At 63.3% G+C, this 21,917-nt stretch carries 20 protein-coding genes and 1 pseudogene; 15 read left to right on the top strand and 6 right to left on the bottom strand.

The genetic code is table 11. The features are described from left to right. Positions 1 to 69 precede the first annotated feature (69 nt). A complete protein-coding gene (locus MMB74_RS08820) occupies positions 70 to 513 on the bottom strand; it encodes a hypothetical protein (protein WP_277428248.1) in 444 nt (147 codons plus the stop codon). Between the two features lie 139 nt (positions 514 to 652). On the opposite strand from MMB74_RS08820, the pseudogene MMB74_RS08815 reads away from it, so the two are divergent. Then, positions 653 to 814, top strand: a pseudogene (locus MMB74_RS08815) (porin); the annotation flags it as partial. A gap of 48 nt (positions 815 to 862) precedes the next feature. Here MMB74_RS08815 and pcaC read toward each other — a convergent pair. From pcaC to MMB74_RS08800, 3 genes are all read right to left on the bottom strand, one after another. Further along, a complete protein-coding gene (pcaC, locus tag MMB74_RS08810; RefSeq protein ID WP_277428247.1) occupies positions 863 to 1,249 on the bottom strand; it encodes a 4-carboxymuconolactone decarboxylase in 387 nt (128 codons plus the stop codon). 35 nt (positions 1,250 to 1,284) lie between these two features. Next, positions 1,285 to 2,643 (bottom strand): 3-carboxy-cis,cis-muconate cycloisomerase, encoded by a 1,359-nt coding sequence (locus tag MMB74_RS08805; RefSeq protein WP_277428246.1) that lies wholly within the window; start codon positions 2,641 to 2,643, stop codon positions 1,285 to 1,287. A gap of 197 nt (positions 2,644 to 2,840) precedes the next feature. Next, the gene (locus tag MMB74_RS08800; protein ID WP_277428245.1) at positions 2,841 to 3,821 is read right to left on the bottom strand and encodes a LysR substrate-binding domain-containing protein; all 981 of its coding nucleotides are present in this window, start codon (positions 3,819 to 3,821) and stop codon (positions 2,841 to 2,843) included. Between the two features lie 130 nt (positions 3,822 to 3,951). Between MMB74_RS08800 and pcaH the strand changes: the two genes are divergently transcribed. The 5 genes from pcaH (at position 3,952) to pcaD (ending at position 7,652) form a co-directional block, all read left to right on the top strand. After that, complete coding sequence (pcaH, locus tag MMB74_RS08795; RefSeq protein WP_277428244.1) at positions 3,952 to 4,716, top strand: protocatechuate 3,4-dioxygenase subunit beta; 765 nt, start codon at positions 3,952 to 3,954, stop codon at positions 4,714 to 4,716. Further along, on the top strand, positions 4,713 to 5,387 hold the full coding sequence (gene pcaG, locus MMB74_RS08790) for a protocatechuate 3,4-dioxygenase subunit alpha (RefSeq protein ID WP_277428243.1): 675 nt from the start codon (positions 4,713 to 4,715) through the stop codon (positions 5,385 to 5,387). The genes pcaH and pcaG overlap by 4 nt, the downstream gene beginning before the upstream one ends. Positions 5,388 to 5,524: 137 nt before the next feature. Beyond that, a complete protein-coding gene (locus tag MMB74_RS08785; protein ID WP_277428242.1) occupies positions 5,525 to 6,208 on the top strand; it encodes a 3-oxoacid CoA-transferase subunit A in 684 nt (227 codons plus the stop codon). A 10-nt stretch (positions 6,209 to 6,218) separates the two neighbouring features. Then, positions 6,219 to 6,857: a 3-oxoacid CoA-transferase subunit B gene (locus MMB74_RS08780; RefSeq protein ID WP_277428241.1), complete on the top strand. Its 639-nt coding sequence runs from the start codon at positions 6,219 to 6,221 to the stop codon at positions 6,855 to 6,857. Positions 6,858 to 6,872: 15 nt separating this feature from the next. Then, a complete protein-coding gene (gene pcaD / locus MMB74_RS08775; protein ID WP_277428240.1) occupies positions 6,873 to 7,652 on the top strand; it encodes a 3-oxoadipate enol-lactonase in 780 nt (259 codons plus the stop codon). A gap of 18 nt (positions 7,653 to 7,670) precedes the next feature. Here the strand turns inward: pcaD and MMB74_RS08770 are convergent, their stop codons facing one another. Further along, complete coding sequence (locus MMB74_RS08770; RefSeq protein WP_277428239.1) at positions 7,671 to 8,528, bottom strand: IclR family transcriptional regulator C-terminal domain-containing protein; 858 nt, start codon at positions 8,526 to 8,528, stop codon at positions 7,671 to 7,673. Between the two features lie 221 nt (positions 8,529 to 8,749). On the opposite strand from MMB74_RS08770, the gene pcaF reads away from it, so the two are divergent. The 4 genes from pcaF (at position 8,750) to pdeR (ending at position 15,181) form a co-directional block, all read left to right on the top strand. Then, entirely contained in the window at positions 8,750 to 9,952 is a 1,203-nt protein-coding gene (gene pcaF / locus MMB74_RS08765; RefSeq protein ID WP_277428238.1) for a 3-oxoadipyl-CoA thiolase, read from the top strand. 290 nt (positions 9,953 to 10,242) lie between these two features. After that, complete coding sequence (locus MMB74_RS08760; protein WP_277428237.1) at positions 10,243 to 11,301, top strand: extracellular solute-binding protein; 1,059 nt, start codon at positions 10,243 to 10,245, stop codon at positions 11,299 to 11,301. Beyond that, positions 11,298 to 13,061: a diguanylate cyclase gene (locus MMB74_RS08755; protein ID WP_277428236.1), complete on the top strand. Its 1,764-nt coding sequence runs from the start codon at positions 11,298 to 11,300 to the stop codon at positions 13,059 to 13,061. The genes MMB74_RS08760 and MMB74_RS08755 overlap by 4 nt, the downstream gene beginning before the upstream one ends. Positions 13,062 to 13,174: 113 nt before the next feature. Continuing rightward, entirely contained in the window at positions 13,175 to 15,181 is a 2,007-nt protein-coding gene (gene pdeR / locus MMB74_RS08750; protein WP_277428235.1) for a cyclic di-GMP phosphodiesterase, read from the top strand. Positions 15,182 to 15,222: 41 nt separating this feature from the next. Here the strand turns inward: pdeR and MMB74_RS08745 are convergent, their stop codons facing one another. Next, on the bottom strand, positions 15,223 to 16,089 hold the full coding sequence (locus tag MMB74_RS08745; protein ID WP_277428234.1) for a crotonase/enoyl-CoA hydratase family protein: 867 nt from the start codon (positions 16,087 to 16,089) through the stop codon (positions 15,223 to 15,225). A 292-nt stretch (positions 16,090 to 16,381) separates the two neighbouring features. Here MMB74_RS08745 and MMB74_RS08740 point away from each other — a divergent pair, with 292 nt between their 5' ends. From MMB74_RS08740 to MMB74_RS08720, 5 genes are all read left to right on the top strand, one after another. Continuing rightward, a complete protein-coding gene (locus MMB74_RS08740; protein ID WP_277428233.1) occupies positions 16,382 to 19,063 on the top strand; it encodes a cation-translocating P-type ATPase in 2,682 nt (893 codons plus the stop codon). Then, complete coding sequence (locus MMB74_RS08735) at positions 19,060 to 20,127, top strand: AI-2E family transporter (protein WP_277428232.1); 1,068 nt, start codon at positions 19,060 to 19,062, stop codon at positions 20,125 to 20,127. Before MMB74_RS08740 ends, MMB74_RS08735 begins: the two co-directional genes overlap by 4 nt. Before the next feature lie 177 nt (positions 20,128 to 20,304). After that, a complete protein-coding gene (locus MMB74_RS08730; RefSeq protein ID WP_277428616.1) occupies positions 20,305 to 20,670 on the top strand; it encodes a DUF1924 domain-containing protein in 366 nt (121 codons plus the stop codon). Positions 20,671 to 20,713: 43 nt separating this feature from the next. Then, entirely contained in the window at positions 20,714 to 21,199 is a 486-nt protein-coding gene (locus MMB74_RS08725) for a diheme cytochrome c (RefSeq protein ID WP_277428231.1), read from the top strand. Then, complete coding sequence (locus MMB74_RS08720; RefSeq protein ID WP_277428230.1) at positions 21,171 to 21,902, top strand: cytochrome b/b6 domain-containing protein; 732 nt, start codon at positions 21,171 to 21,173, stop codon at positions 21,900 to 21,902. Before MMB74_RS08725 ends, MMB74_RS08720 begins: the two co-directional genes overlap by 29 nt. Positions 21,903 to 21,917: the final 15 nt, after the last annotated feature.

Here is a 21,917-nt window from a genome sequence, read left to right as displayed (position 1 = left end):
GCCGGGGTGCAGCCGAAGCGTTCGATCACGAATTGTTGGCGAGACCGCAGGACGCTGGGGTTTTCCCGCTTATTTTGCTGAGCCGACTACGAATTCGGCGTGCATGCCGCTGCGGTAATGCCCCGGCTCGTTGCAGAACACGACATATCGCCCCTTGCTCAACGTGAACTGTGCGGTCACGCTTTCGTGCGGGTTCAAATCTTCCACGCCCTCGAGTCCGTTCACGGCGTCTTCCTGCACTTGTTGCGTTTTCGCGTCATAGGGCAGCTTGCCGTCGGGGCGCGACCATCGTGCGAACAAAAATTCATGCTTGGTGTTACCCGATACGTTCTGGATCGTGAATTCGACGGGGCCCGGCGGGATCTTCTTAGGGCTAACCGTCAAGGCCATCTGGCCGTTGCTTCCATCCGAGAGCTTGATGGTGACTTTGGTCGGCTCGCTGGCCGCCGAGAAGAGTGGCGAGGCAAGCAGGACACCCGCACACGCGAACAGCGAAATCGATCGCTTTGACATTTTCGCACCTCCCTGTAATTTGGCGGCCGAGCATCGGGTTCGCAGGGCCATGGGTGCAGCGTGACACAGCAAGCTTAAGGCTTGATTAACGCATGCGCTTGCTGCGCATGCATGGGTGGACCCTTGCGATTGCCCGAGGGCGCTGCAGGCTTACCAGCACGCGAGCGGCCAGACGCTTGGTAGCAAGGGGGCGGGTAACATCGTCGACGCAGCCCCGGCGGTGGGCGATTCGCAAAACGGCACGCTTTCGTCGACGCATTCGCAATTCGTCGGCATGGTAGGCATTGCAACCCTGTTCTGACGATAGGGTGGGCATTCGCGCGGCCTCCGGTCGCGCGAATGTCTTCGCTCAGGGTTGCGCGTCTTGCTCGCGGAAGATCCGATCGGCGAGATGAAATGCCGAATTGGCCGCGGGTACGCCGCAATAGATGGCCGTTTGCAGCAACACTTCTTTGATTTCGTCGCGCGTGACACCGTTATTCGCGGCCGCGCGCAGGTGCAACGCCAATTCCTCGCCGCGATTGAGCGCGACCATCATGGCGATCGTCAACAGGCTGCGCGTGTGCCGCGGCAATCCCTCGCGCGTCCAAATCTCGCCCCACGCGTAACGCGTGATGAAGTCCTGAAACTCTTCTGTCAACGCGGTGCGGTTGGCCAGCGAGCGATCGACATGCGCGTCCCCTAGGACGGCGCGCCGTGTCTTCATGCCCGCTTCATAACGTTCTTCGTCATTCATATCGAGGTTCGCAGAGTGATCCGATCGGGAAGCATTCAACGCGCGGTCCGATACCGCTCGAGCACGGCGTCGACGAATTGCCGCGCCTGCCCGCTGTAGTTGGCCGGGTCGAACAGCGCATCGAGTTGACGCTCGTCGAGCACACGGGTGACATCCGGGTTGTCGCCCAGGACCGCTCGCAACGCGCGTCCGCTTCGAACGGCTTCGCGCGACGCGCGCTCGACGAGCTCGTGCGCCCGCAAGCGGCCAAGCGATGCACCGAGAGCCAGCATCGCGGCTTCGGCGAGGACGAGGCCGCGGGTCAGGTTTAGATTGGCGGCGAGCCGTGCGGTATCGACCTCCAGCCCGGCCGCGACTTCACTGATGTTCGCCAATGCGCCCGCACACAGTCTTGCGATGTCGGGCAACGTTTCCCATTCGGCCTGCCAACCGCCCAGCGCGCGCTCGTGCTCTTGGAGCATGGCAGCGAGCATCGTGGCGACGAGCCCCGGCATACGCGCGGCCGCGGTCAGCGCGGCGGCGCAACCGACGGGGTTGCGCTTGTGAGGCATCGTCGAGGATCCGCCTTTGCCCGCTGCCGACGGCTCAACCAGTTCGCCGATCTCGGTTTGCATCTGCAGCGAGACGTCACGCGCGATTTTTCCGAGCGTGCCGGTGAGAAGCCCGAGCACGGTGGCCGCTTCCGCGATACGGTCGCGTTGCGTATGCCACGGCACGCTCGGCAACGGCAGGGCAAGCTCTTTCGCCAAGGCTTGCGCGACCGCTGGCGCCGCAGCGCCAAGGCTGGCAAGCGTGCCGGCTGCACCGCCGAATTGCAAGGCGATGGCACGAGCGCGCAATTGCGCGAGCCGTTCCCGGTGCCGCTCGAGCGCATCGAGCCATTGCGCGAATTTGAGCCCGAGTGTGATTGGCAGCGCTTGTTGCAGCCACGTGCGTCCGATCATCGGCGTGTCACGGAACGCGGCGGCTTGCCTTGCGAGCACGTCGCAGAGACGGTCCAGGCCAAGTTCGATTTCATCGAGTGCATCGCGCAGTTGAAGCACCATGCCGGTGTCGATGATGTCCTGGCTCGTCGCGCCCCAATGCACGTATTTGGCTGCGTCCGCTGCTCGGCTCGACACGCATGCCGTTAGTTGCTTGACGAGCGGTATCGCGAGATTGCCCGCGCGTGCCGCCGCCTCGGTCAGAGCGCCGGCATCGATCAGGTCGGCATGGCAGGCAGCTTCGATCGGCGCGACAGCGTCGCCGGGAATGACCCCCGCCTTTGCCAGTGCCCGTGCAAGCGCCGCTTCGACGTCGAGCATTCGCTGCACGGTAGCGCCGGGTGCGAATACGGCGAGCATCGCATCGGTCGAGGTGAGCCTGTCGTTGAGTCGTCCCGGATACTCGAACATGGTGCGCGATTCATTCAGCTAAGAGGGAAGGGTGTCGCCCGAGCTTTGCGGCACGCGAGCGGCGGTGCGTCCGGTGATCGAGTCGCTCGCTCTGTTTGTTCGATTATCGAACAAACAGATGAACATCGAACGACTGGCTAGATCCTAAGCTTCGCGGGCGGCGATGGTCAAGCCCGCCCGAATCGCCATGCGCGCCATCAGCGTTTTCGCGCGCGCGTAGCGGGCGCGCGGCGTATCGGCCGGCGCGCACGCGCGGGTCCTCGGCCATCGTTGGTTAGCGTGAGCTCGCGCAGAATTGCGGCGAGCGTTTCGACGAGTTCGACGGGTTCGCCCGCGCTGCGACGCAGGAGTCCGACGGGTTCTTCCGCGTTGGTGACGGCGAGCGGCAGCGCGGCCAGGTCGCCACGCTCCAGATCGTCGCGCGCTGCGAACTCGGGCGTGATCCAGACCGCGTCGGAGCGCCGAGCCAGAAGGCGCGCGACGGAAACGGAGAGGGTTTCGATGCAATTGCCCGGCACGTGCAACGCGTGCGCATCGAAGAAGGCGTCGGTATGCAGCCTCGGCACGGTGCCGCTCGGGGAGACCACGAGCGGATAGGCGAGCACCGATTGGGGCGAGGCGTGGCGCGCGCTCATCAACGGATGGCGTGGATGCACGGCCATCACGAGGGGCTCGGCGTAGAGCAATTCGAACGAGATGCCCTGCATCATCGACGGTTCCGCCATGCGGCCGATCGCACAATCGAGCCGTCCCGCTTTGAGCGCCGACAGCAGCATGTCGTTCGTCGCGGTATGAAGCCGTACGCCCGTTTGCGAATGGCGTTCACGCAAACGTAGCAGCGCGTTGGGCACGATCCCGCTCGCGACGGTCGGCAATGCGCCGAGTTCGAGAATCGTGACGGGCGGTGTGACGGGACCTTGCAACGCACCCGCGGCCGATTCCATCGCTTGCTCGACGCCGACGGCATAGCGCAGAAAATGCTCGCCGGCCGGCGTCAGACGCGCGCCATGTCTTCCTCGCTCGACGAGATGGATGTTCGCGAGCGATTCGAGTTCGGCCAACGTTTTGGAAACGGCCGGCTGAGTCAGATTCAAACGCTCGGCGGCGCGGCCGAGATGGCGCTCGCGAGCGATCGCGAGGAAGCAACTGACATGGCGAAAGCTGATTTTGGTTTCCATTACCGGAGGTTATGGATTGGCGGAACAGAAGTCAATTTACGCGCGCAGGCATGCGCCCTAGAGTGAGCATCCATCATCGCGGCCCCGTCGCAGCAGGCGGGGCATGCTTACCGGGAGGAGAGCGATAACCATGTCAGATCTGCCGACGGCCGTTGCAGGCCGCATTTATGGCGATTTCGCCCAGCGCGACACCGCCATGCATCCTCCGGCTTATACGCCGGAGTACAAGACGAGCGTGCTGCGCTCGCCGCGCAATGCGTTGATTTCAACGCTGAACACGGTATCTGAGCGGACCGGTCCCGTGTTCAGCGCCGACGAACTCGGTCCCCTCGATAACGACTTGATCCTGAACTTCGCCAAAACGGGGTTGCCGATCGGCGAGCGCATCGTCGTGCACGGTTTCGTGCGCGACGAGTTCGGCCGTCCCGTGCCGAATGCGCTGGTGGAAGTGTGGCAAGCCAATGCGGGTGGACGTTATCGGCACCGCAACGACAAGTATTTGGCGCCGGTCGACCCGAACTTCGGCGGCTGCGGGCGCATGCTGACCGACGAAAACGGCTATTACGTCTATCGCACGATCAAACCGGGCCCGTATCCATGGCGCAATCGCATCAACGATTGGCGGCCCTCGCATATTCACTACTCGTTGAACGGCGACGGTTGGGCGCAGCGTCTCATCACGCAGATGTACTTCGAAGGCGATCCGCTCATCGCGCAGTGCCCGATCATCAAGACGATCCCGAGCGAGGAGCAAGTGCGCGGGCTGATCGCGCTGCAAGATACCGGCAACAACATTGCGCTCGACAGCCGCTGCTATCGCTTCGACATCACATTGCGCGGCCGGCGTGCGACCTACTTCGAGGCTGAGAAACAGAAAGGGGAAGACAAGTCATGAGCCGCTTCACGTTTTCTCCGATTTCGCCGTCGGCTTCGTTCGCTCCGGTTCGCTTTCCCGAAACGGCTTCGCAAACGGCTGGCCCCTACGTTCATATTGGACTCGCGCCGAAGCAAGCCGGGTTCGACATCTTCGAAAACAATTTCGGCCCTGTGCTCGTTTCGCCCCAAACGCGTGGCGAGCGCATTGCGATCGAAGGGCGCGTGTTCGATGGGTCGGGCTCGCTCGTGCGCGACGTGCTGGTCGAAATCTGGCAAGCAAACGCGGAGGGCAAGTATGCGCATCCGGGCGATGTCCAGGACCGGCCCCTCGATCCAGCGTTCCGCGGATGGGGGCGGGCGTGCGCCAACTTCGACACGGGCGCGTTCCGGTTCGAGACGATCAAGCCGGGGCGTGCTGTCGGCGCCGGCGGTGTGCCGCAAGCGCCGCATGTATGTTTGGCGCTGTTCGCACGAGGCATCAACGCCGGGCTTCATACGCGCCTGTATTTCGGCGACGAAGCCGAGGCTAACCAAGGCGATCCCGTGCTCACCGGCATCGAATGGGCGGTGCGACGCCAGACACTGATCGCGCAACGCAGCGAGCGAGCAGGCGCGATCGTGTACTCGCTCGATATTCGCCTGCAGGACACGCCCGACGGCGGACGCGAAACGGTGTTTTTCGACATCTAGGGCCGGTGGCCGGCAATCGTGCGATGTTCGATAACCGCACAGTTTTTCGATAATCGCCGTTGACTATGCTGGGGCAGCCCTCTAAATTGGTCGTCAACTTGAAGGACGGAGGGCGCTGCCATCAAGCGCACACATCGATGATCGACAAGACAATTTCCTCGCTCGAAGCGGCTGTCGCCGGTATCGCCGACGGCGCCACCGTCATGATCGGCGGCTTCGGTTCCGCCGGACAACCGGCCGAGTTGATCGATGCGCTGATCGAACAAGGCGCGCGTGAACTCACCATCGTCAACAACAACGCCGGCAATGGCGAGATCGGTCTTGCCGCGCTGCTCAAGGCGAGGCGGGTGCGCAAGATCATTTGCTCGTTTCCCCGCCAAGCGGATTCGCAGGTATTCGACGCATTGTTTCGCGCCGGGCAGATCGAGCTCGAACTCGTGCCGCAGGGCAATCTCGCGCTGCGGATACAAGCGGCGGGCGCCGGGCTCGGCGCAGTTTTCACGCCGACCGGCTACGGCACGCGCTTGGCCGAAGGCAAGGAAACGCGCGTGATCGACGGCAAGCCCTACGTGCTCGAGTACCCCATCAAAGCCGAATTCGCCCTGATCAAGGCGCATCGCGGCGATCGTTGGGGCAATCTGGTTTACCGCAAGGCGGCGCGCAATTTCGGGCCGATCATGGCCATGGCCGCGACGACGACGATCGCTCAGGTGTCGGAAATCGTTCCGCTCGGCGCGCTCGATCCCGAAGCCATCGTCACGCCGGGCATTTTTACGCAGCGTGTCGTTGCGGTGCCGCAAGCGATTGCGCGCGCCGCGTGAGGAGCTTTCGATGAACAAGTGGACGCGCGATCAAATCGCCCAACGGGTGGCCCGCGATATCCCTGAAGGGGCATATGTCAATCTCGGCATTGGCTTGCCGACGAAGGTGGCCAACTACCTGCCGGCCGAGCGGGAAATCTTCCTGCATAGCGAAAACGGATTGCTCGGCATGGGGCCCGCACCCGGGCCGGGAGAGGAAGACCCCGAATTGATCAATGCCGGGAAAGAGCCCGTGACGTTGCTCGAGGGCGGGGCGTTCTTCCATCACGGCGATTCCTTCGCGATGATGCGCGGCGGCCATCTCGACATCTGTGTGCTGGGAGCATTTCAGGTTTCGAAAACGGGCGACTTGGCGAACTGGCACACGGGCGCAGCCGATGCGATTCCCGCCGTGGGGGGCGCGATGGATCTCGCCATCGGCGCCAAGCAGGTGTTCGTCATGATGGACCACCTGACGAAGTCCGGCGAATGCAAGCTCGTGGCGCAGTGCAGTTATCCGCTGACGGGCATCGCGTGCGTCGATCGCATCTACACGGATCTGGCCGTGATCGATGTGACCGCGCGCGGGCTCGTGGTCATCGATATCGTCGAAGGGCTCGGTTTCGACACCCTGCAGGAAGTGACGCCCGTGCCGCTTTTGCGGTCTTGATCGATAAGGTTCGGCATGATTGAAACCACTGTGCAGCGTGCCAAAGGCATCGCTTATACGAGCGCGGGCCCGACTGACGCACCCGCGCTCGTGCTATCGAATTCGCTCGGCACCACGATTGACATGTGGCTGCCGCAACTCGATGCGCTCGCCGAGCGCTACCGCGTCGTGCGATACGATCCGCGCGGACATGGGCGCTCTGCGGCGCCGCCCGGTGCGTATAGCGTCGATTTGCTCGGTCGCGACGCGCTTGCCGTACTCGACGCCTTAGGCATCGAACGCGCGCATTTCTGCGGGATTTCGATGGGCGGTTTGACGGGGCAGTGGCTCGGCGTGCATGCAGGCGAACGCATCGATAAGCTGATCGTCGCGAACACCGCTGCGCGTATCGGAACATCCGCGGGATGGACGCAGCGCGCCGAACTGGTGCGCGCGCGCGGCATGGCGGAAGTGGCGGACGGTGCGGCGGGGCGATGGTTCACCGCGAATTTCATCGAGCGCGAACCGGACTCGGTGCGCCGACTGACGGAGCAATTGCGCGCGTCGCCGCGGGACGGCTACGCGGCGTGTTGCGATGCGTTGTCCGTGGCCGATCTGCGTGAGGAAATCGACTCGATCAAGGCGCCGACGCTCGTCATTGCGGGCGGGCAGGACCCGGTGACCACCGTGGACGATGCGCGGTTCCTGGTCGAACGCGTATCGCGCGCGCGCATGGTGGTGTTGGACGCGTCACACCTATCGAACGTCGAGGCGGCCGAAGCATTCACCGCGGCCGTAATGGATTTTCTCGCCTAGCGCCTGTACGGGCCCCAGTCAAAGCGACAGCAGCGCGAGTTCCTGCGCACCTTCGAGCAAGGCCGGCAGAATCCGGCTCTCCATTTCCGCGACCGAGATGCGCGCCGCTTGCACGCCGACATTGAGCGCTGCGGTGGCGCGCCCGTCGGCGCCCTTGACCGGCACCGCGATCGAGCGCAGCCCGATTTCCAGTTCTTGATCGACGAGCGCGTAGCCATTGCAGCGCACGGATTCGAGCGTGTCGAGCAACCCGTCGAGCGAGACGATCGTGCGAGGCGTGTATTGAATGCGCTTCGTGCGATCGAGGTAAGCGTCCAGCGCGTCGGGGCTCAATTGCGCCAGCAGCACGCGTCCCATCGATGTGCAATACGCAGGCAGGCGGCTGCCGATATGGAGATCGATCGACATGATGCGCGAAGTCGATGCGCGAGCAATGTAGAGGATCTCGTCTCCATCGAGTATGGCCACCGAACTCGATTCGTTGAGCGTTCCGCTGATATGGCGCAGCACGGGCTGAGCCGCGTGCGCGAGCGGCGTGGTCGCGAGGTAAGCGTGACCGAGCTTGAGCACGCGAGGACGCAGCGAGAACAAGCGGTTGTCTTCCTCGGTCACGAAGCCCAGCTTCGCGAGCGTATAGAGACAGCGCCTAACGGCGGCGCGCGGAATGCCGGTGCGCTGACTGATCTGCGAGGTCGTCAGCACGCGACGCTCTTGGGAGAAGGCTTGCAGCACGGCCAGGCCTCGCTCGAGCGAAGTCATGAAGTTCGGATCGCCAGTCGGCGCCGCATCCGATGTTTCGCCGCTGTCGACTTGCTCGACTTGCTCGGTGTTTTCATCTGATGTTTCCCTATCGGGACCAGGGCTCGGTCGTTTCATCGCATTCCACACTCTGGCTTGAAGAGGTTCGATAATCGCACACATTTGTGATAATCGCACTTGACGCTCGGAATGTACACCTCCAAGATTCATCGTGCAGGCCAAGAACCGGCTCATGCCGGCGCAGGCCGGTCGCCGTATGCGGGCCGCCCGATGCGGTCTGTCGTTGTCTTTTCGACTCCCCGCGCGCTGCAGTCGCGCCCCCATGCCAAGGATCTTCGATGGAAAACGCTTTTATCTGCGATGCAATTAGAACTCCTATCGGTCGGTACGGCGGCGCGCTATCGACGGTGCGCGCCGACGATCTCGCCGCGGCGCCGATCAAGGCGCTGATCGAGCGCAATCGGGCGGTGGATTGGAGTGCAATCGACGATGTCGTTTTCGGCTGCGCCAACCAAGCCGGCGAAGACAATCGCAATGTCGCGCGTATGGCGAGCTTGCTCGCCGGCTTGCCCGTCGGCGTCCCAGGCAGCACCGTCAATCGGCTGTGCGGCTCCGGGCTCGATGCGCTGGCGATTGCCGCGCGCGCGATCAAGAGCGGCGAGACCGGGCTGATGATTGCGGGCGGCGTCGAGAGCATGAGCCGCGCGCCGTTCGTCATGGCAAAAGCCGAGAGCGCATTCAGCCGCGCGGCCAAGATCGAAGACACGACGATCGGCTGGCGCTTCGTCAACCCGGCGATGCGGGCCATGTACGGGGTGGATTCGATGCCTGAAACCGCCGAGAACGTGGCGGAGCAATTCGGCGTGAGTCGCGAGGATCAAGACGCATTTGCATTGCGTAGCCAGCAGCGCGTGGCCGCCGCGCAGGAAAGCGGGCGGTTCGCCGAAGAAATCATGGCGGTGTCGGTCGCTCAAAAGAAGGGCGATCCGATCGTCGTGACGAAGGACGAACATCCGCGCGCCACGACGCTCGAGGCGCTCGCCAAGCTCAAGGGCGTCGTGCGCCCCGACGGCACGGTGACGGCCGGCAACGCATCGGGCGTGAACGACGGGGCATGTGCGTTGTTGTTGGCGAACGAAGCGATGGTTGCGCGCTTTGGCCTGCGCCCGCGCGCGCGGGTCGTCGCCATGGCGAGCGCGGGCGTTGCGCCGCGCGTGATGGGCGTCGGGCCGATCGAGGCGGTGCGCAAAGTCTTGCGCGTTGCCGGGCTGCGTCTCGAGCAGATAGATGTCATCGAATTGAATGAAGCGTTTGCTGCGCAAGCGCTGGCCGTGACGCGAACACTCGGGATCGGCGATGATGATGCGCGCGTCAATCCGAACGGCGGAGCCATCGCGCTCGGCCACCCGCTTGGCGCATCGGGGGCGCGGCTCGCCACCACGGCCGCTTATCAACTCGCCCGAAGCGGCGGCCGCTACGCGCTTTGCACCATGTGCATCGGCGTGGGGCAAGGCATCGCCGTGTTGCTTGAGCGCGTTTGAGTGCACACACTCGGTGCCATTGCTGCGCGCCCGGCGCGCAGCGGCCCCGCATCGTTCGGGTGCGGCGTCCTTCTTCGCGGATAGTCGTATTGCGTGGTTCTTTCGGAACTGGCATATTGGCGCGTGCATGTTGCGCGGTGCGCCCTGCCTTCGATATGAAGGCTCGCATTGCTTGCTGGGCTGGCCCGCAACAGTGAAGACATTCAAAAATGTGTCACGCGTGAGGCGACATGAATATGGTCGTTCTCCGATTCATACGGGGATGGTCTGCCCGCATCTGCGCGGGCAAAATGGTGACGCCTGTCGCGGTCATCATCGTCTTGCTGTGCTTTTCGTGGGGCGGCACGCTGGCCGATTCCGGCGCTCCGCGTAAAGCCGTGTTGCGCGTGCTGGCGTGGCCGGGCTACGCCGATGACGATTGGGTTGCCGCATTCGAGAAGCGTTTTCATGCCAAGGTCGAGGTGACCTTCGTCGATTCCGATGAGGCGCTGTGGGCGCGCATGCATAGCGCCTCGCTGCCGCCGTTCGATGTCCTCGCGGCCAATACCGCGGAGATCCAGCGCTACGCACGCGCCGGGTTGTTGGCGCCGCTCGATCTATCTCTGATCCCTAACCGCCGGCGCCAGCGCCCTTATTTCCAAAAGCTCGAAGCGATCGGCGGGCTCATGGACGGCGCAAATGCATTGGCAATTCCATTTACCTATTCATCCATGGGGCTTATCTACGACCGCAAACAGATCGCGGTTGCCCCGCGCTCGATGCGCGCGCTATGGGACCCGCGTTACCGTGGCAAGGTGCTCGACTTCAATAGCGCCCAGCACAATTTCTCGTTCACGGCGTTGGCGCTCGGCTATCGCGATCCCTTTGAGCTGTCGCCGGCGCAAATGCGCACCGTCGCGCGCGAACTCGTACGCCTGCGGCAAAACCTGCTCGCGTATTACACGCTTCCCGAGGAGGCGACCGCGCTGTTCGTGCAGCATCACGCGGCCCTGATGTTCGGCAATTACGGCACGCAGCAAGTGGCACTGTTGCGCCGAGCCGGCGTGGATGTGGGTTACGTGATTCCGGACGAGGGCGCGCTTGCATGGCTCGATTGCTGGGCGGTGGTCAATGGCGCGGGAAACCGCGAACTCGCCCATGAGTGGATCAATTACATGCTCGAGCCGCAGATCGCGGCGCAACTCACCGAGCGGCAGGGGCTGGCCAATACCGTGACGGCTTCGCCCAGCGAGGAATCTCTATTGGGGCAGCGGCTCGTCTGGATCGCACGCGTGGAGAGCATCGCGCAGCGTGAAGCGCTGTGGCAGCGGATCGAAGCGGGCGCGCGGCTGGGGAGCTTCCCGAAATGATCAAGCTGGGTTTGACGTCCCGCCTATCGATCTTGCTCGTTTGCATCGGCGTCGCGGCATCGGGTGCGACGGGCTATTACAGCTACCGCGCCAATCGCGCCATGCTGATGAAGGAGGCCGAGCGTAGTTTGCTCACCTCCACGCAGTTTCTGGCTCAACGTTTCACGGTCGCGCTGGGCGATGTGGCGGACGACGTCCTGGTATTGTCCACGTTGCCGTCGTCGGTCGCCGTCGCACGCGGCGATGAAACGTCGCGCGCCGGCCGGGCGAGGATCGAGCAGGTATTTTTGCAGTTCATGACGCATCACCCCGAGTACTTGCAGATACGCCTAATTACTCGCAGCCACCACGGGCTCGAACGCATTCGCGTGGAGCGGGCGGCGCAAGGCATCGTCGTCGCGGGCGAGGACGAGTTTCGCGAGAAAGGCCAGTCTCCGTATGTCTTCGATACGCTAGCGGCGGCGGCGGGGCGCGTCTATCTGTCACCGATCGGGCTCACGCGCGAGGCCGGTTCGGAAGCGGGTGGCAAGCCTGCGATGACGGTCGGCGCGCCGATCGTCGATGTGGATGGCAGCAAGGTGGGCGTGCTCGTCATCGACGTCGATTTGGCGCAGGTATTCCAGCGGCTCGGCGATGATCTGCGAACTGGCTATGCAATCTATCTGGCGAACGAATGGGGCGATTTCCTGATTCACCCCGATCCGAGCCAGACCTTTGGGTTCGAGCGCGGCCGGCGCGTGCTGATGCAAGCGAGCTTTCCCGCCACCGGCTCCCTGTTCACCGGCGGCACGACCGACGTGACGTTCAACCTCGCTTCATCGGCCGGCCGCGTGCCGGCGCAGGCATTCGCGTTCGTGCGATCGCCGTTTGGCCTCGTCGATGGCAATCGCTTCATCGTGCTTGGCCTGGGCCGCTCGCTCACGACGGTGTTGGCGTCGGCCAACGCATTGGGTCAGCAGATCGTGCGCATGGTGTTGATCTGGAGCGCCTTCGCAATCGTGCTGGCCATCTTGTTCGCGCGCGCCTTGGCTCGGCCCCTGCGGGTACTCGCCCACGCCGCGGCGCATATCTTCGATGAGACGGGCGGCGAGAGACTGCCGGTTTCGCGCTCGGACGAGATTGGCGTGCTGGCACGCTGCTTCGAAGGCATGCGTCTCGAGATCCGCACGCAGATGAAGACGCTGCATGCCAAGCAACGGGAATTGACCCACCTGGCCGGGCACGACACGCTAACGGGCCTGCCCAACCGCATGGGGTTCTTGGAGCAGCTCGAGACGGCGATTGCGCAGGCGAGGCTTCGGGGAGGGCGCTTGGCGGTGATCTTCGTCGATCTCGACGGTTTCAAGCAAATCAACGATCGGCTCGGACACTCGGCCGGCGACCGGACGCTCGCCATCGTTGCGCAGCGGCTACGCGGCGCGCTGCCCGATTCATGTATCTTGGCACGGCTGGGCGGCGACGAATTCGTTATTCTCGTGGAGGGCGTTCGATCGCCGGATGACGTCCCGAATGCGGTGCGTCGCGCCCAGGAGGCGCTTAACGAGCCCGTAACGCTCGGCGCCCATCGCATGAAGGTAGGCGCGAGCATGGGAAGCAGCGAATTCCCGGCCGACGGCAGCCATGCCGATGATTTGCTGGCAAAGGCCGATGCCGCGATGTATGCGGCAAAAACGTCCCCCCATTGCCATTATTTGTGCTATCAAGAACTTACGTCAAAAGAGGGCTTTGCCGATTGCAGTCGCATCAGTAAGCGTGCATAACCGCATTTAAAGGCACTTTCATTACAGAAATAGCGCCAAATTGCAATGCAATTCGCACTTTTGGAGACTGCCGGTAGGCAGTAGAATGGTTCGTTTGTTCAACGGGGCCAGCTATGTTTTTCGACGAAAACGATTGCGCAGTGCTGGAAGTCCTCCTCGGAACGAAAAGCCCGTGCTGGCGCCTAGGCAGCGACAGCAACGCGCTGGAGCTGGCTGCGGTGCGCGGCCAGACCAATGTCAGCGTTGCGCTTACCGACGCGCAGGCAGCGCAGATTCGTAGCCTAACCGGGGTCACGTCGCACCTGCTGCTTGAGATTTCTCTGTTCGGCCATGGGTTGACCCTCCATCTCGTCGGTAAAAAGGTCAATTTGACCGACTGGGCAGGCACGGCCGCCGATTATTCGGACACGGTTTCGGTGGCGAGCGCGCTGTCGACCGGGCTCGCTGCGGCCGAGCAAGTCGTATCGGAAGTCAATTCGCTCGTCGTTATTCTCGATCGAAACGGCACGGTGCAGCGTTTCAACCGGATGTGCGAAGAAGTGACCGGCATGCGCGAAGTCGATGTCATCGGCAAAAGCGCGTTCGACATGTTCATGAGCCCGGAGCAAGGCCGGCAATCCCGTACGAACATCGCGCAATTCTTCGCGAGCGGGAAATCGTTCGAGGTCGAGCGCGTCATCAATACGGTCAAAGGTCCGCGCCTTTTTCAGTTCCGCAATAAGTTCGTTCATAGCGGCAGCGGAATCGAAGAAGAATTCATCATCTGTTCGGGTTTGGATATCACCGATGAGCGCGATGCTCGCAATCGCTTGAACGACTTGGCGACGAAGGACGTGCTCACGGGCCTCATGAATCGCTACGCGATCAATGCGACGATCGAGGCTGCGCTGGAGCGGGCGCGCGACGACGAGGACCGCGTGCTGGGCATCGTCTTTCTCGACCTCGACAACTTCAAGCGCGTCAACGATCACTTCGGGCACGTCAATGGCGACCGGCTGATCAAGCGCGTCTCCGAAATCGTGAGCGACTGCTTGCCGCGAGGGGCGACCATCGCACGCCTGGGCGGAGACGAGTTCCTGATCCTAGTCGATCCTTGCACTCAGGAAGGGTTGCAGACGCTCGCCGAAACGATCATCGACCGGCTGCGCGCGCCGGTTCATTTGGATTTGATGGATGTCTACACGAGTTGCTCGATCGGCATCGCGTTGTTCCCCGAGCACGGCGAGACGCTGGAAGCGCTGATCTCGCACGCGGATACGGCCATGTACGCGGCCAAGGAGGCGGGCAAGCATACGTATTGCGTCTTTTCGCCCGAGATGAATCAAAAGGTCGCCAAATACATTTGGCTCGATACCGAGCTCAGAAGAGCGATCGAGGAGAAGCAGTTCGTCCTGCATTACCAACCGCTGATCAACCTCTGCACGGGGCGTCTGCACAGCGTGGAAGCCTTGCTGCGCTGGCAATCCACGAGCCGCGGGCTCGTGCCTCCCGGCGAGTTCATCCGCTTCACCGAGGAATCGGGCCTCATCATTCCGATCGGGCGGTGGCTGATGGAGGAAGCGGTCGCACAGGCGACGCGTTGGCACGAAAGCGGCCTCGATATCCGCATCTCCGTGAACGTGTCGGCGCGTCAGCTGCGCGACGTCGCGATCGTCACCCAGCTGCGCGAGCTGGTCGAGCAAAGCCAGTCGGCCCGTACGCTGATCGACATCGAATTGACGGAGAGCTGTTTCATCGACGATGAAAAGGCCGCTGTCGACCTCATGAGGCAATTCAAGCAGCTGGGCGCGCGCATTTTGCTCGACGACTTCGGCACCGGTTACTCGTCTCTATCGCAATTGACGCGGTTGCCGATCGATGTGATCAAGCTCGATCGCAGCTTCATCACGGGCATCGACCAGAACTTCCAAGCGCAGTCGCTCGTGCGCTCCGTGTTGAGCCTTGCGCGCGCCTTCGGCTTTTCGGTCGTGGCGGAAGGCGTGGAAACCGAGCGCGAAGTTCAGTTCCTGAAGGACATCGGGGTCGACTTCGCGCAAGGGTTTTTCTACGCCAGGCCGATGGCGGCGCAGGCGTTCGAGGCATGGCTGGCCGATAAGAAGAAGCTCAGGCTCATCGCCTGAGCTTGCCAACTGCATGGCGGCGGCCAGGCGCGGGTCCTTGCTCAGGGCACGGCTTTGAGCTTGGAGACGCGCCGGTTCTGCAGCACGACGAGGCGTTCCATGAACGCGATGTCTTTCTCCTCGAGCATGAACGCCGAATTGACCCAGTCTTCGGTGATGTCCATGAGTTCGGAGCGCGAGAGCGGCAGCACGCGCTGACGGGCGCGAAGCATCGCGCGCGTGCCGTTGAGCATGGGACGCATGACGTCGATGAATGTTCTCGTCGCCATCAAAGCCTGGCCCGGCTCGAACACTTCGTCGACGAGCCCTTGTTCGGCATGCCATTCGGCGAACCGCGATTCTCCGGTACTGATCAACGTTTCCGCCACGCGCATGTTCGACTTGCGTGCCACGAGCGAATAGCCCCCCATTCCTGGAAACAGGTTGAATGCAATCTCGGGAAACCCGAGTTTCGTTCCCTTTTGCGCGAGCACGTAATGGTGCGCCAGTGCGGCTTCGAAGCCGCCCCCTAGTGCGCTGCCCTCGATCATTGCAATGCTGATCGCATCGGTGCCGAAGCCGTTGTAAATCTCCCAAACGCCATCGATGCACGAGCGGGCATAGGCCATCAACCTGTCGCGCTCTCCTTTGCGAATCACGTCGACGAAGAAGTTCAGATCGCCCCCGACATTGAAAATCTCTGGAACGAGGGAGCCTGTGACCCAAAAGTCGAACCGCAGTCCAGACTCGCGGGCGGCGCGCGCCAAGCGAATGATGTCGGTGACCAACTGCTGGTTGAAGCAGGGTCGCGGCGCAGAGCGCAGCATCATCCACATGACGTGGCGGTCTTCCTCGTAGTAGGCCATGAGTTGGCTAAATTCGCCTGCCTCGTGAAAAGGCCGGCATCCAGAGCTGACTTCGAATCGCATGTTGTTCCTTGTGCGTGTGTGAAATTGGCTTGAACTGCTCCCAAAGGGCGGGTGCGCCCTTTGAGGCATCGCCAATTTAGCGCGTCGGAATTCGTGGACCGAAGTGAAGTGCGGAAAACTCGGGAGAATTGCTTTCGAGAATGTGTTGCAGCCCGCATAAATGCCCCATACGCGCGCGGTTGATGCATATCAACGGAGCGACGCGATGCGTGCGCGATCCTACATTGTCCGGCAGTGGCCGCCGGTACTGTGAATAGATGTTCGAATTGCGGATGAAAGTTGCGAGAAAGGAATGTGGCACACCCAAACCGCGCAATCGATTGCGCAATCGATTGCGTCCGACGCCGAACGCGGCCTGGATAGCGGCGAAGCGTTGCGCCGTCTCGAACGCTATGGGCGCAACGATATCGCCGAAGGCGCCCGGCGCAGCGTCGCGGCGATGTTCGCCGCGCAGTTTCGCGACTTCTCCATTCTCGTGCTGGTGGCTGTCGCTGTTGTTTCGGGGCTACTCGGCGACATCGAAGATCTCTTGGTGATTGCCGCGATCGTCGTGCTCAACGCGAGCATCGGCTTCGTTCAGGACTTTCGCGCCGACCGCGCGATGGCGGAGCTCAAGCGCCTTGGTGCGGGTCGAGCGACCGTCGTGCGCGATGGCCGCCGCTCGATCATCGAGGCCGCTTTGCTCGTGCCGGGCGACGTCGTGTTGCTGGAAGCCGGCGGCATGGTCCCGGCGGACTTGCGACTGATCGAAGCGCCACAATTGAAAGTCGACGAGGCGGCGCTGACGGGTGAAGCCGTTCCCGTCGAAAAAAGCGTGGCCGCGCTGGGCGATGCCGCGTTGTCCATAGCGGATCAAACCAACATGGTCTTCAAGGGCACCGTGGTCACGTACGGGCGCGCGCGCGGCATCGTGGTGGCGACCGGAATGGACACGCAGTTCGGCCGCATCGCGGCGCTGCTCGAGCAGGCGTCGCCCGGCTCCACTCCGCTGCAAAAACGTCTCGCCGCCTTCGGGCGGCAACTCGCGATCGGCGTATTGGGCGTGTGCGCCGTGATCTTCGTGGCGGGCGTGCTGCGGGGCGAAGCAGTGCTGCCGATGCTGCTCATGGCCGCGAGCCTGGCCGTGGCCGCTATTCCGGAGGCGCTGCCCGCGGTAGTGACCGTCATGCTTGCCTTGGGCGGTCGCAACATGGCGCGGCGCAACGCGCTCGTGCGCAGGTTGCCCGCGGTGGAGACGCTCGGATCGGTGGGCTGCATCTGCACCGATAAGACGGGGACGCTGACGTGCAATAAGATGCGCGTCGCCCAATTGTCCCCAAGCGCAGCGGCGCGGGTACCGGCGGAAGCTGCGTCGCACGACGGCGTAACCGGCCAATTGTTGGAAGCGGCGGCATTGAGCAACGATGCCGGATACGACGAGCGCGGCGAGCCCATCGGCGATCCGACCGAGGTCGCGTTGTCGCGCGCGGCTGCCGAAGCGGGATTGCGCCGCCGCGAGTTGGAGCAGACGATGCCGCGCTGCATGGAGTTCGCGTTCGACTCCGACCGCAAGCGCATGACGACGATACATCGTGCGGGGAGCGGGTTCCTCGCTTATACGAAGGGCGCGCCGGAGGCAGTCGTCGAACGGTGCACCGCCGTGGCGCGCGACGGCTACGACGATGACGAGCACGGCCAACTGGACCGAAGCGCATTACTTGCCACAGCGGAAGCGATGGCCGTCGATGGGCTAAGAGTGCTCGCCGTTGCGCGGCGCGCGTGGCCGGCGCTGCCCGCGCAAGGCACGCGCGTGGAAGCCGTCGAAAGCGAGCTGACGTTGATCGGTTTCATCGGAATGATCGATCCGCTGCGAGACGGGGTGCCCGCGGCCGTTGCGAAATGCCGTGCAGCCGGCATTACCACGGTCATGGTGACGGGGGATCATCCGGCGACGGCGCGAGCGATCGCACGTTCGCTCGGCATGCTCGAAGAAGGCGACACGGTGATGACAGGGCGCGAGCTCGCCACGCTCACGGACGACGCGCTCACGCGCTGCATCGAACATGTGAAGGTATTCGCGCGGCTGGACCCCGCGCAAAAGATTCGCATCGTGCAAGCGATTCAGGCGCGCGGCCGCTACGTGGCGATGACTGGCGATGGCGTGAACGACGCGCCCGCGCTCGCGCATGCCGACATCGGCGTGGCGATGGGCAAAGCCGGCACCGATGTTGCGCGAGAGGCGGCGAGCCTGGTCTTGCTCGACGACAACTTTGCTACGATCGTCGCGGCCGTCGAAGAAGGCAGGCGCATTTACGGAAACATCCGCAAGTTCATGCGGTACGTGCTGACCTGCAATTCGGCCGAACTGTGGGTGATTGCCGCCGCGCCCTTTTTGGGGCTGCCTGCGCCCTTGCTGCCGATCCACATTTTGTGGATCAACCTTCTCACCGACGGCTTGCCGGGCCTCGCGTTGGCGGCCGAACCCGCGGAGCCGACGATCATGCAAGAACCCCCTCGGTCGGCACGCGAGAGCGTGTTCGCGCACGGCATGTGGTGGCACATTGCGCTGGGCGGCTTGGCGATGGCAGCGGTCACGCTTCTCGTGCAAGCCGGGGCGATGCGCTACGGGCATGCTGCTTGGCAGACGATGACATTCACGGTGTTGACCTTTTCCCAACTCGGCCACGTGCTTGCCGTTCGTTCCGAGCGTGAGTCGCTCTTCGCGAAAGGACTGACTTCGAACCTGCCTTTGCTCGGGGCGATCGCACTGACGATCGTTTGCCAATTGGCGGCGATCTACGTTCCGGCGTTGAATGCCGCCCTTCGCACGAGCCCGCTCGACCCGGCCGAACTCGCGGTCTGCCTGGCGATGTCGGCGCTGGTTTTCCTCCTCGTGGAGGGCGAGAAACACCTGATTCGCCATAACGTGACTTTCGGCGCCATGCGTGAACGCCTCGGCGGAGCGAAGCGCGCGAAAGGATCGAGGCCGAAATGACCACACCGTTCGGCAAGCGCGTCGTGCATGCGCTGCTTCTTACCGGGCTTCTGACACTGGGCGTCGTCGTCCTGCGACCGTTCCTGATCCCCGTGACGTGGGCTTTCATCATCGCTTACGCGACTTGGCCAGCATTCGAGGGTGTGCGCAGCGTGACGAGCAACCGGCGAACGCTCTCGGCGTTAATCATGACGTTGATCGTCACGCTCGGCTTGGTCGTTCCTATGCTGCTGCTGACCATGCCGCTCATGCGAGAGACGATCTCGTTTTTCAAGCAAATGGCGGCATGGTTCTCGAGCGCGCACGATTCGTTGCCGCGCTCGGTGGCGTCATTGCCATGGGTCGGCGCGTGGCTGCAAGCATGGATGGACGAAATCGTGCGCGAACCCTCGGTATGGCGCGCGCAACTGACGCAGTGGGGCAACCACTGGATCGGCGATGCGGCGCGGCTGGCGAGCGGCTTGGGGCGCAACGTCGTCAAATTCGGCTTCGCTTTGTTGACCTTGTTTTTTGCCTATCGCGACGGCGAGACCGTGCTCGCTCAGGTAAAGCACTCGCTGAGGCCTTATTTGGGCGAACGGCTGGACGTCTATCTCTCCGCTATCGGCGATGTGTGTCGTTCCGTGGTGCAAGGCATCGTGTTGACCGCGGCGGCGCAAGGGACGCTCGCAGGCATCGGGTACTGGGCGGCGGGCGTCGCCGCTCCGTTGCTGCTTGCGATGCTGACCGCCGTGGCGGCGCTGTTGCCGTTCGGCACGCCGCTCGTGTGGGCGCCGGCGGGCATCGCATTGATCGTCGGCGGCCACTTGTGGGCAGGCGTTGGACTGCTACTGTGGGGTGCGCTGGCCGTCAGCTGGATCGACAACGTCATTCGTCCGTTCGTCATCAGCAGTGCGGGACATATGCCGTTCCTGCTCGTGATTTTCGGCATCGTGGGCGGCGCGCTGGCATTCGGTCTCATCGGCGTCTTCATCGGCCCGTGCGTGATCGCGACCTTGCTAGCGGTGTGGCGCGAATGGCAGGCAGGGGTCGATACGGCCGCTCAGGATGCATCATCGGATTGATGCCGGTGCGAACGAGGGAACGACCCAGACGTTGCATTCAGCGCGGCGTGCGGGTGCGGCACGAGTGTTAAGAATGCGGTAAGGAAGCGGCCCGAACATACGGAGCATGAACTGGGAGGATCAACGATGACCGCTTCGGCTCGCTCGAACGTGGCCCGGCTGCTGTGTTTGGCCGCTATGACCGCTGTCTGTGCGGTGTCGGCCGCTCGTGCGCAAACGCCCGCGCAAGCGTTGAGCGCGTACACCGCACAGGCCGGTGCAGCGCCGTCGCCTGCGCGCGGTCAGGCGTTCTTCACAACGCGGCATGGGCGCGAGTGGGCCTGTGCGACGTGCCACGGTGCGACGCCAACCGGCAACGGACAACACGCGGCTACTGGTAAGACGATTGCCCCGCTCGCGCCGGCATTCAATCCCGAACGCTTCACGGATGGCGCAAAAACGGAGAAATGGTTCCGCCGCAATTGCGGGGATGTGGTGGGGCGCGAATGCACGGCGTCGGAGAAGGCCGACGTCCTCAGTTGGCTGATGACGCTCAAGCGATAGTGCGAGCGCATCGGACATAGACTCAATAGCGAGAAACCGACCCATGACTACACGCCGCCGCGTCGTCACTGCATCGGCGCTTGCCGCGCTCTTCTGGCTAGCGCTCACGAGCCTTGCCCTCGGAGAAGAGGAGCGGCAGACGAGCGCCACTCCGTTGTTGCCCAAGTACCGGCAGGAGTGCGCGGCCTGCCACATTGCGTATCCGCCCGGCATGCTCCCCGCCGAATCTTGGCGGCGCATCTTGAGCGATCTGGACCATCATTTCGGCCAGAACGCATCGCTCGATGCTGCGTCCGTGAAGGAACTACAGGGCTGGCTCACCGCGCATGCGGCGAAAGGAGCGGGCGCGGCGAGCGCCCCGCCGCAAGATCGCATCACGCGTTCGCGATGGTTCATCGCCGAGCACGACGAGGTCCCGGCATCGACCTGGCGGCTGCCTGCCGTGAAAAGCGCTTCGAACTGTGCTGCCTGTCATACCCAAGCTGATCGAGGAAACTTCGATGAACGATACGTTCGCATCCCGCGCTGACGGTCAAACACGGCCGGCCGGCACGGTCCGCATTCTAGTGTGGGACGCGCCGGTACGCGTGTTCCATTGGCTCATGGTCGCGTCGTTCGCCGGCGCGTGGCTCACTGCCGAAAGCGAGCGATGGCGCCTGTTGCATGTCACGCTCGGCTATACGATGCTCGGGCTCGTCGGTTTTCGGATCGTGTGGGGGCTGATTGGGACGCGCTATGCGCGCTTCTCCGAGTTCGTGCGCGCGCCTGCCGCCGTCGCCCGGTATTTGACCAGCCTCATAAAGGGAAGCCCAGAGCATCACGTTGGCCACAATCCGGCTGGCGCGGTCGCGGTCCTCGCCATGTTGCTGGCGACGATCGCGGTCGGCGTGACCGGCTGGGCGACCTATACCGGTACGGGTGGGGAGTGGTTCGAGGAACTTCACGAAGGCGCCGCCAACGCGATGCTTGCGCTGGTCGCGGTTCACATCGTGGCGGTATTGGCGAGCAGCCTGATGCATCGCGAAAACCTGATCACCGCGATGATTACGGGGCGCAAGTCGGGGCGAGCCGACGAAGGCATTCGCCGGGCGCGATGGGCAATCGCCGTGCTGCTGGTGGTCGCGGTGCTCGGCGGTTGGTGGACGCAATGGCGCGCAGCGCCAACGGCGCCGGCCACGGGTCACACAGCAGGCGCCGGCGCGGATACGCAGGCCGGCGACAAGGACGACTGAGCGGCACGGACGAGA

This window comes from Trinickia sp. Y13 (assembly GCF_029522115.1).
Taxonomy (GTDB): domain Bacteria; phylum Pseudomonadota; class Gammaproteobacteria; order Burkholderiales; family Burkholderiaceae; genus Trinickia.
This window is presented reverse-complemented; position numbering and strand designations above follow the sequence as displayed.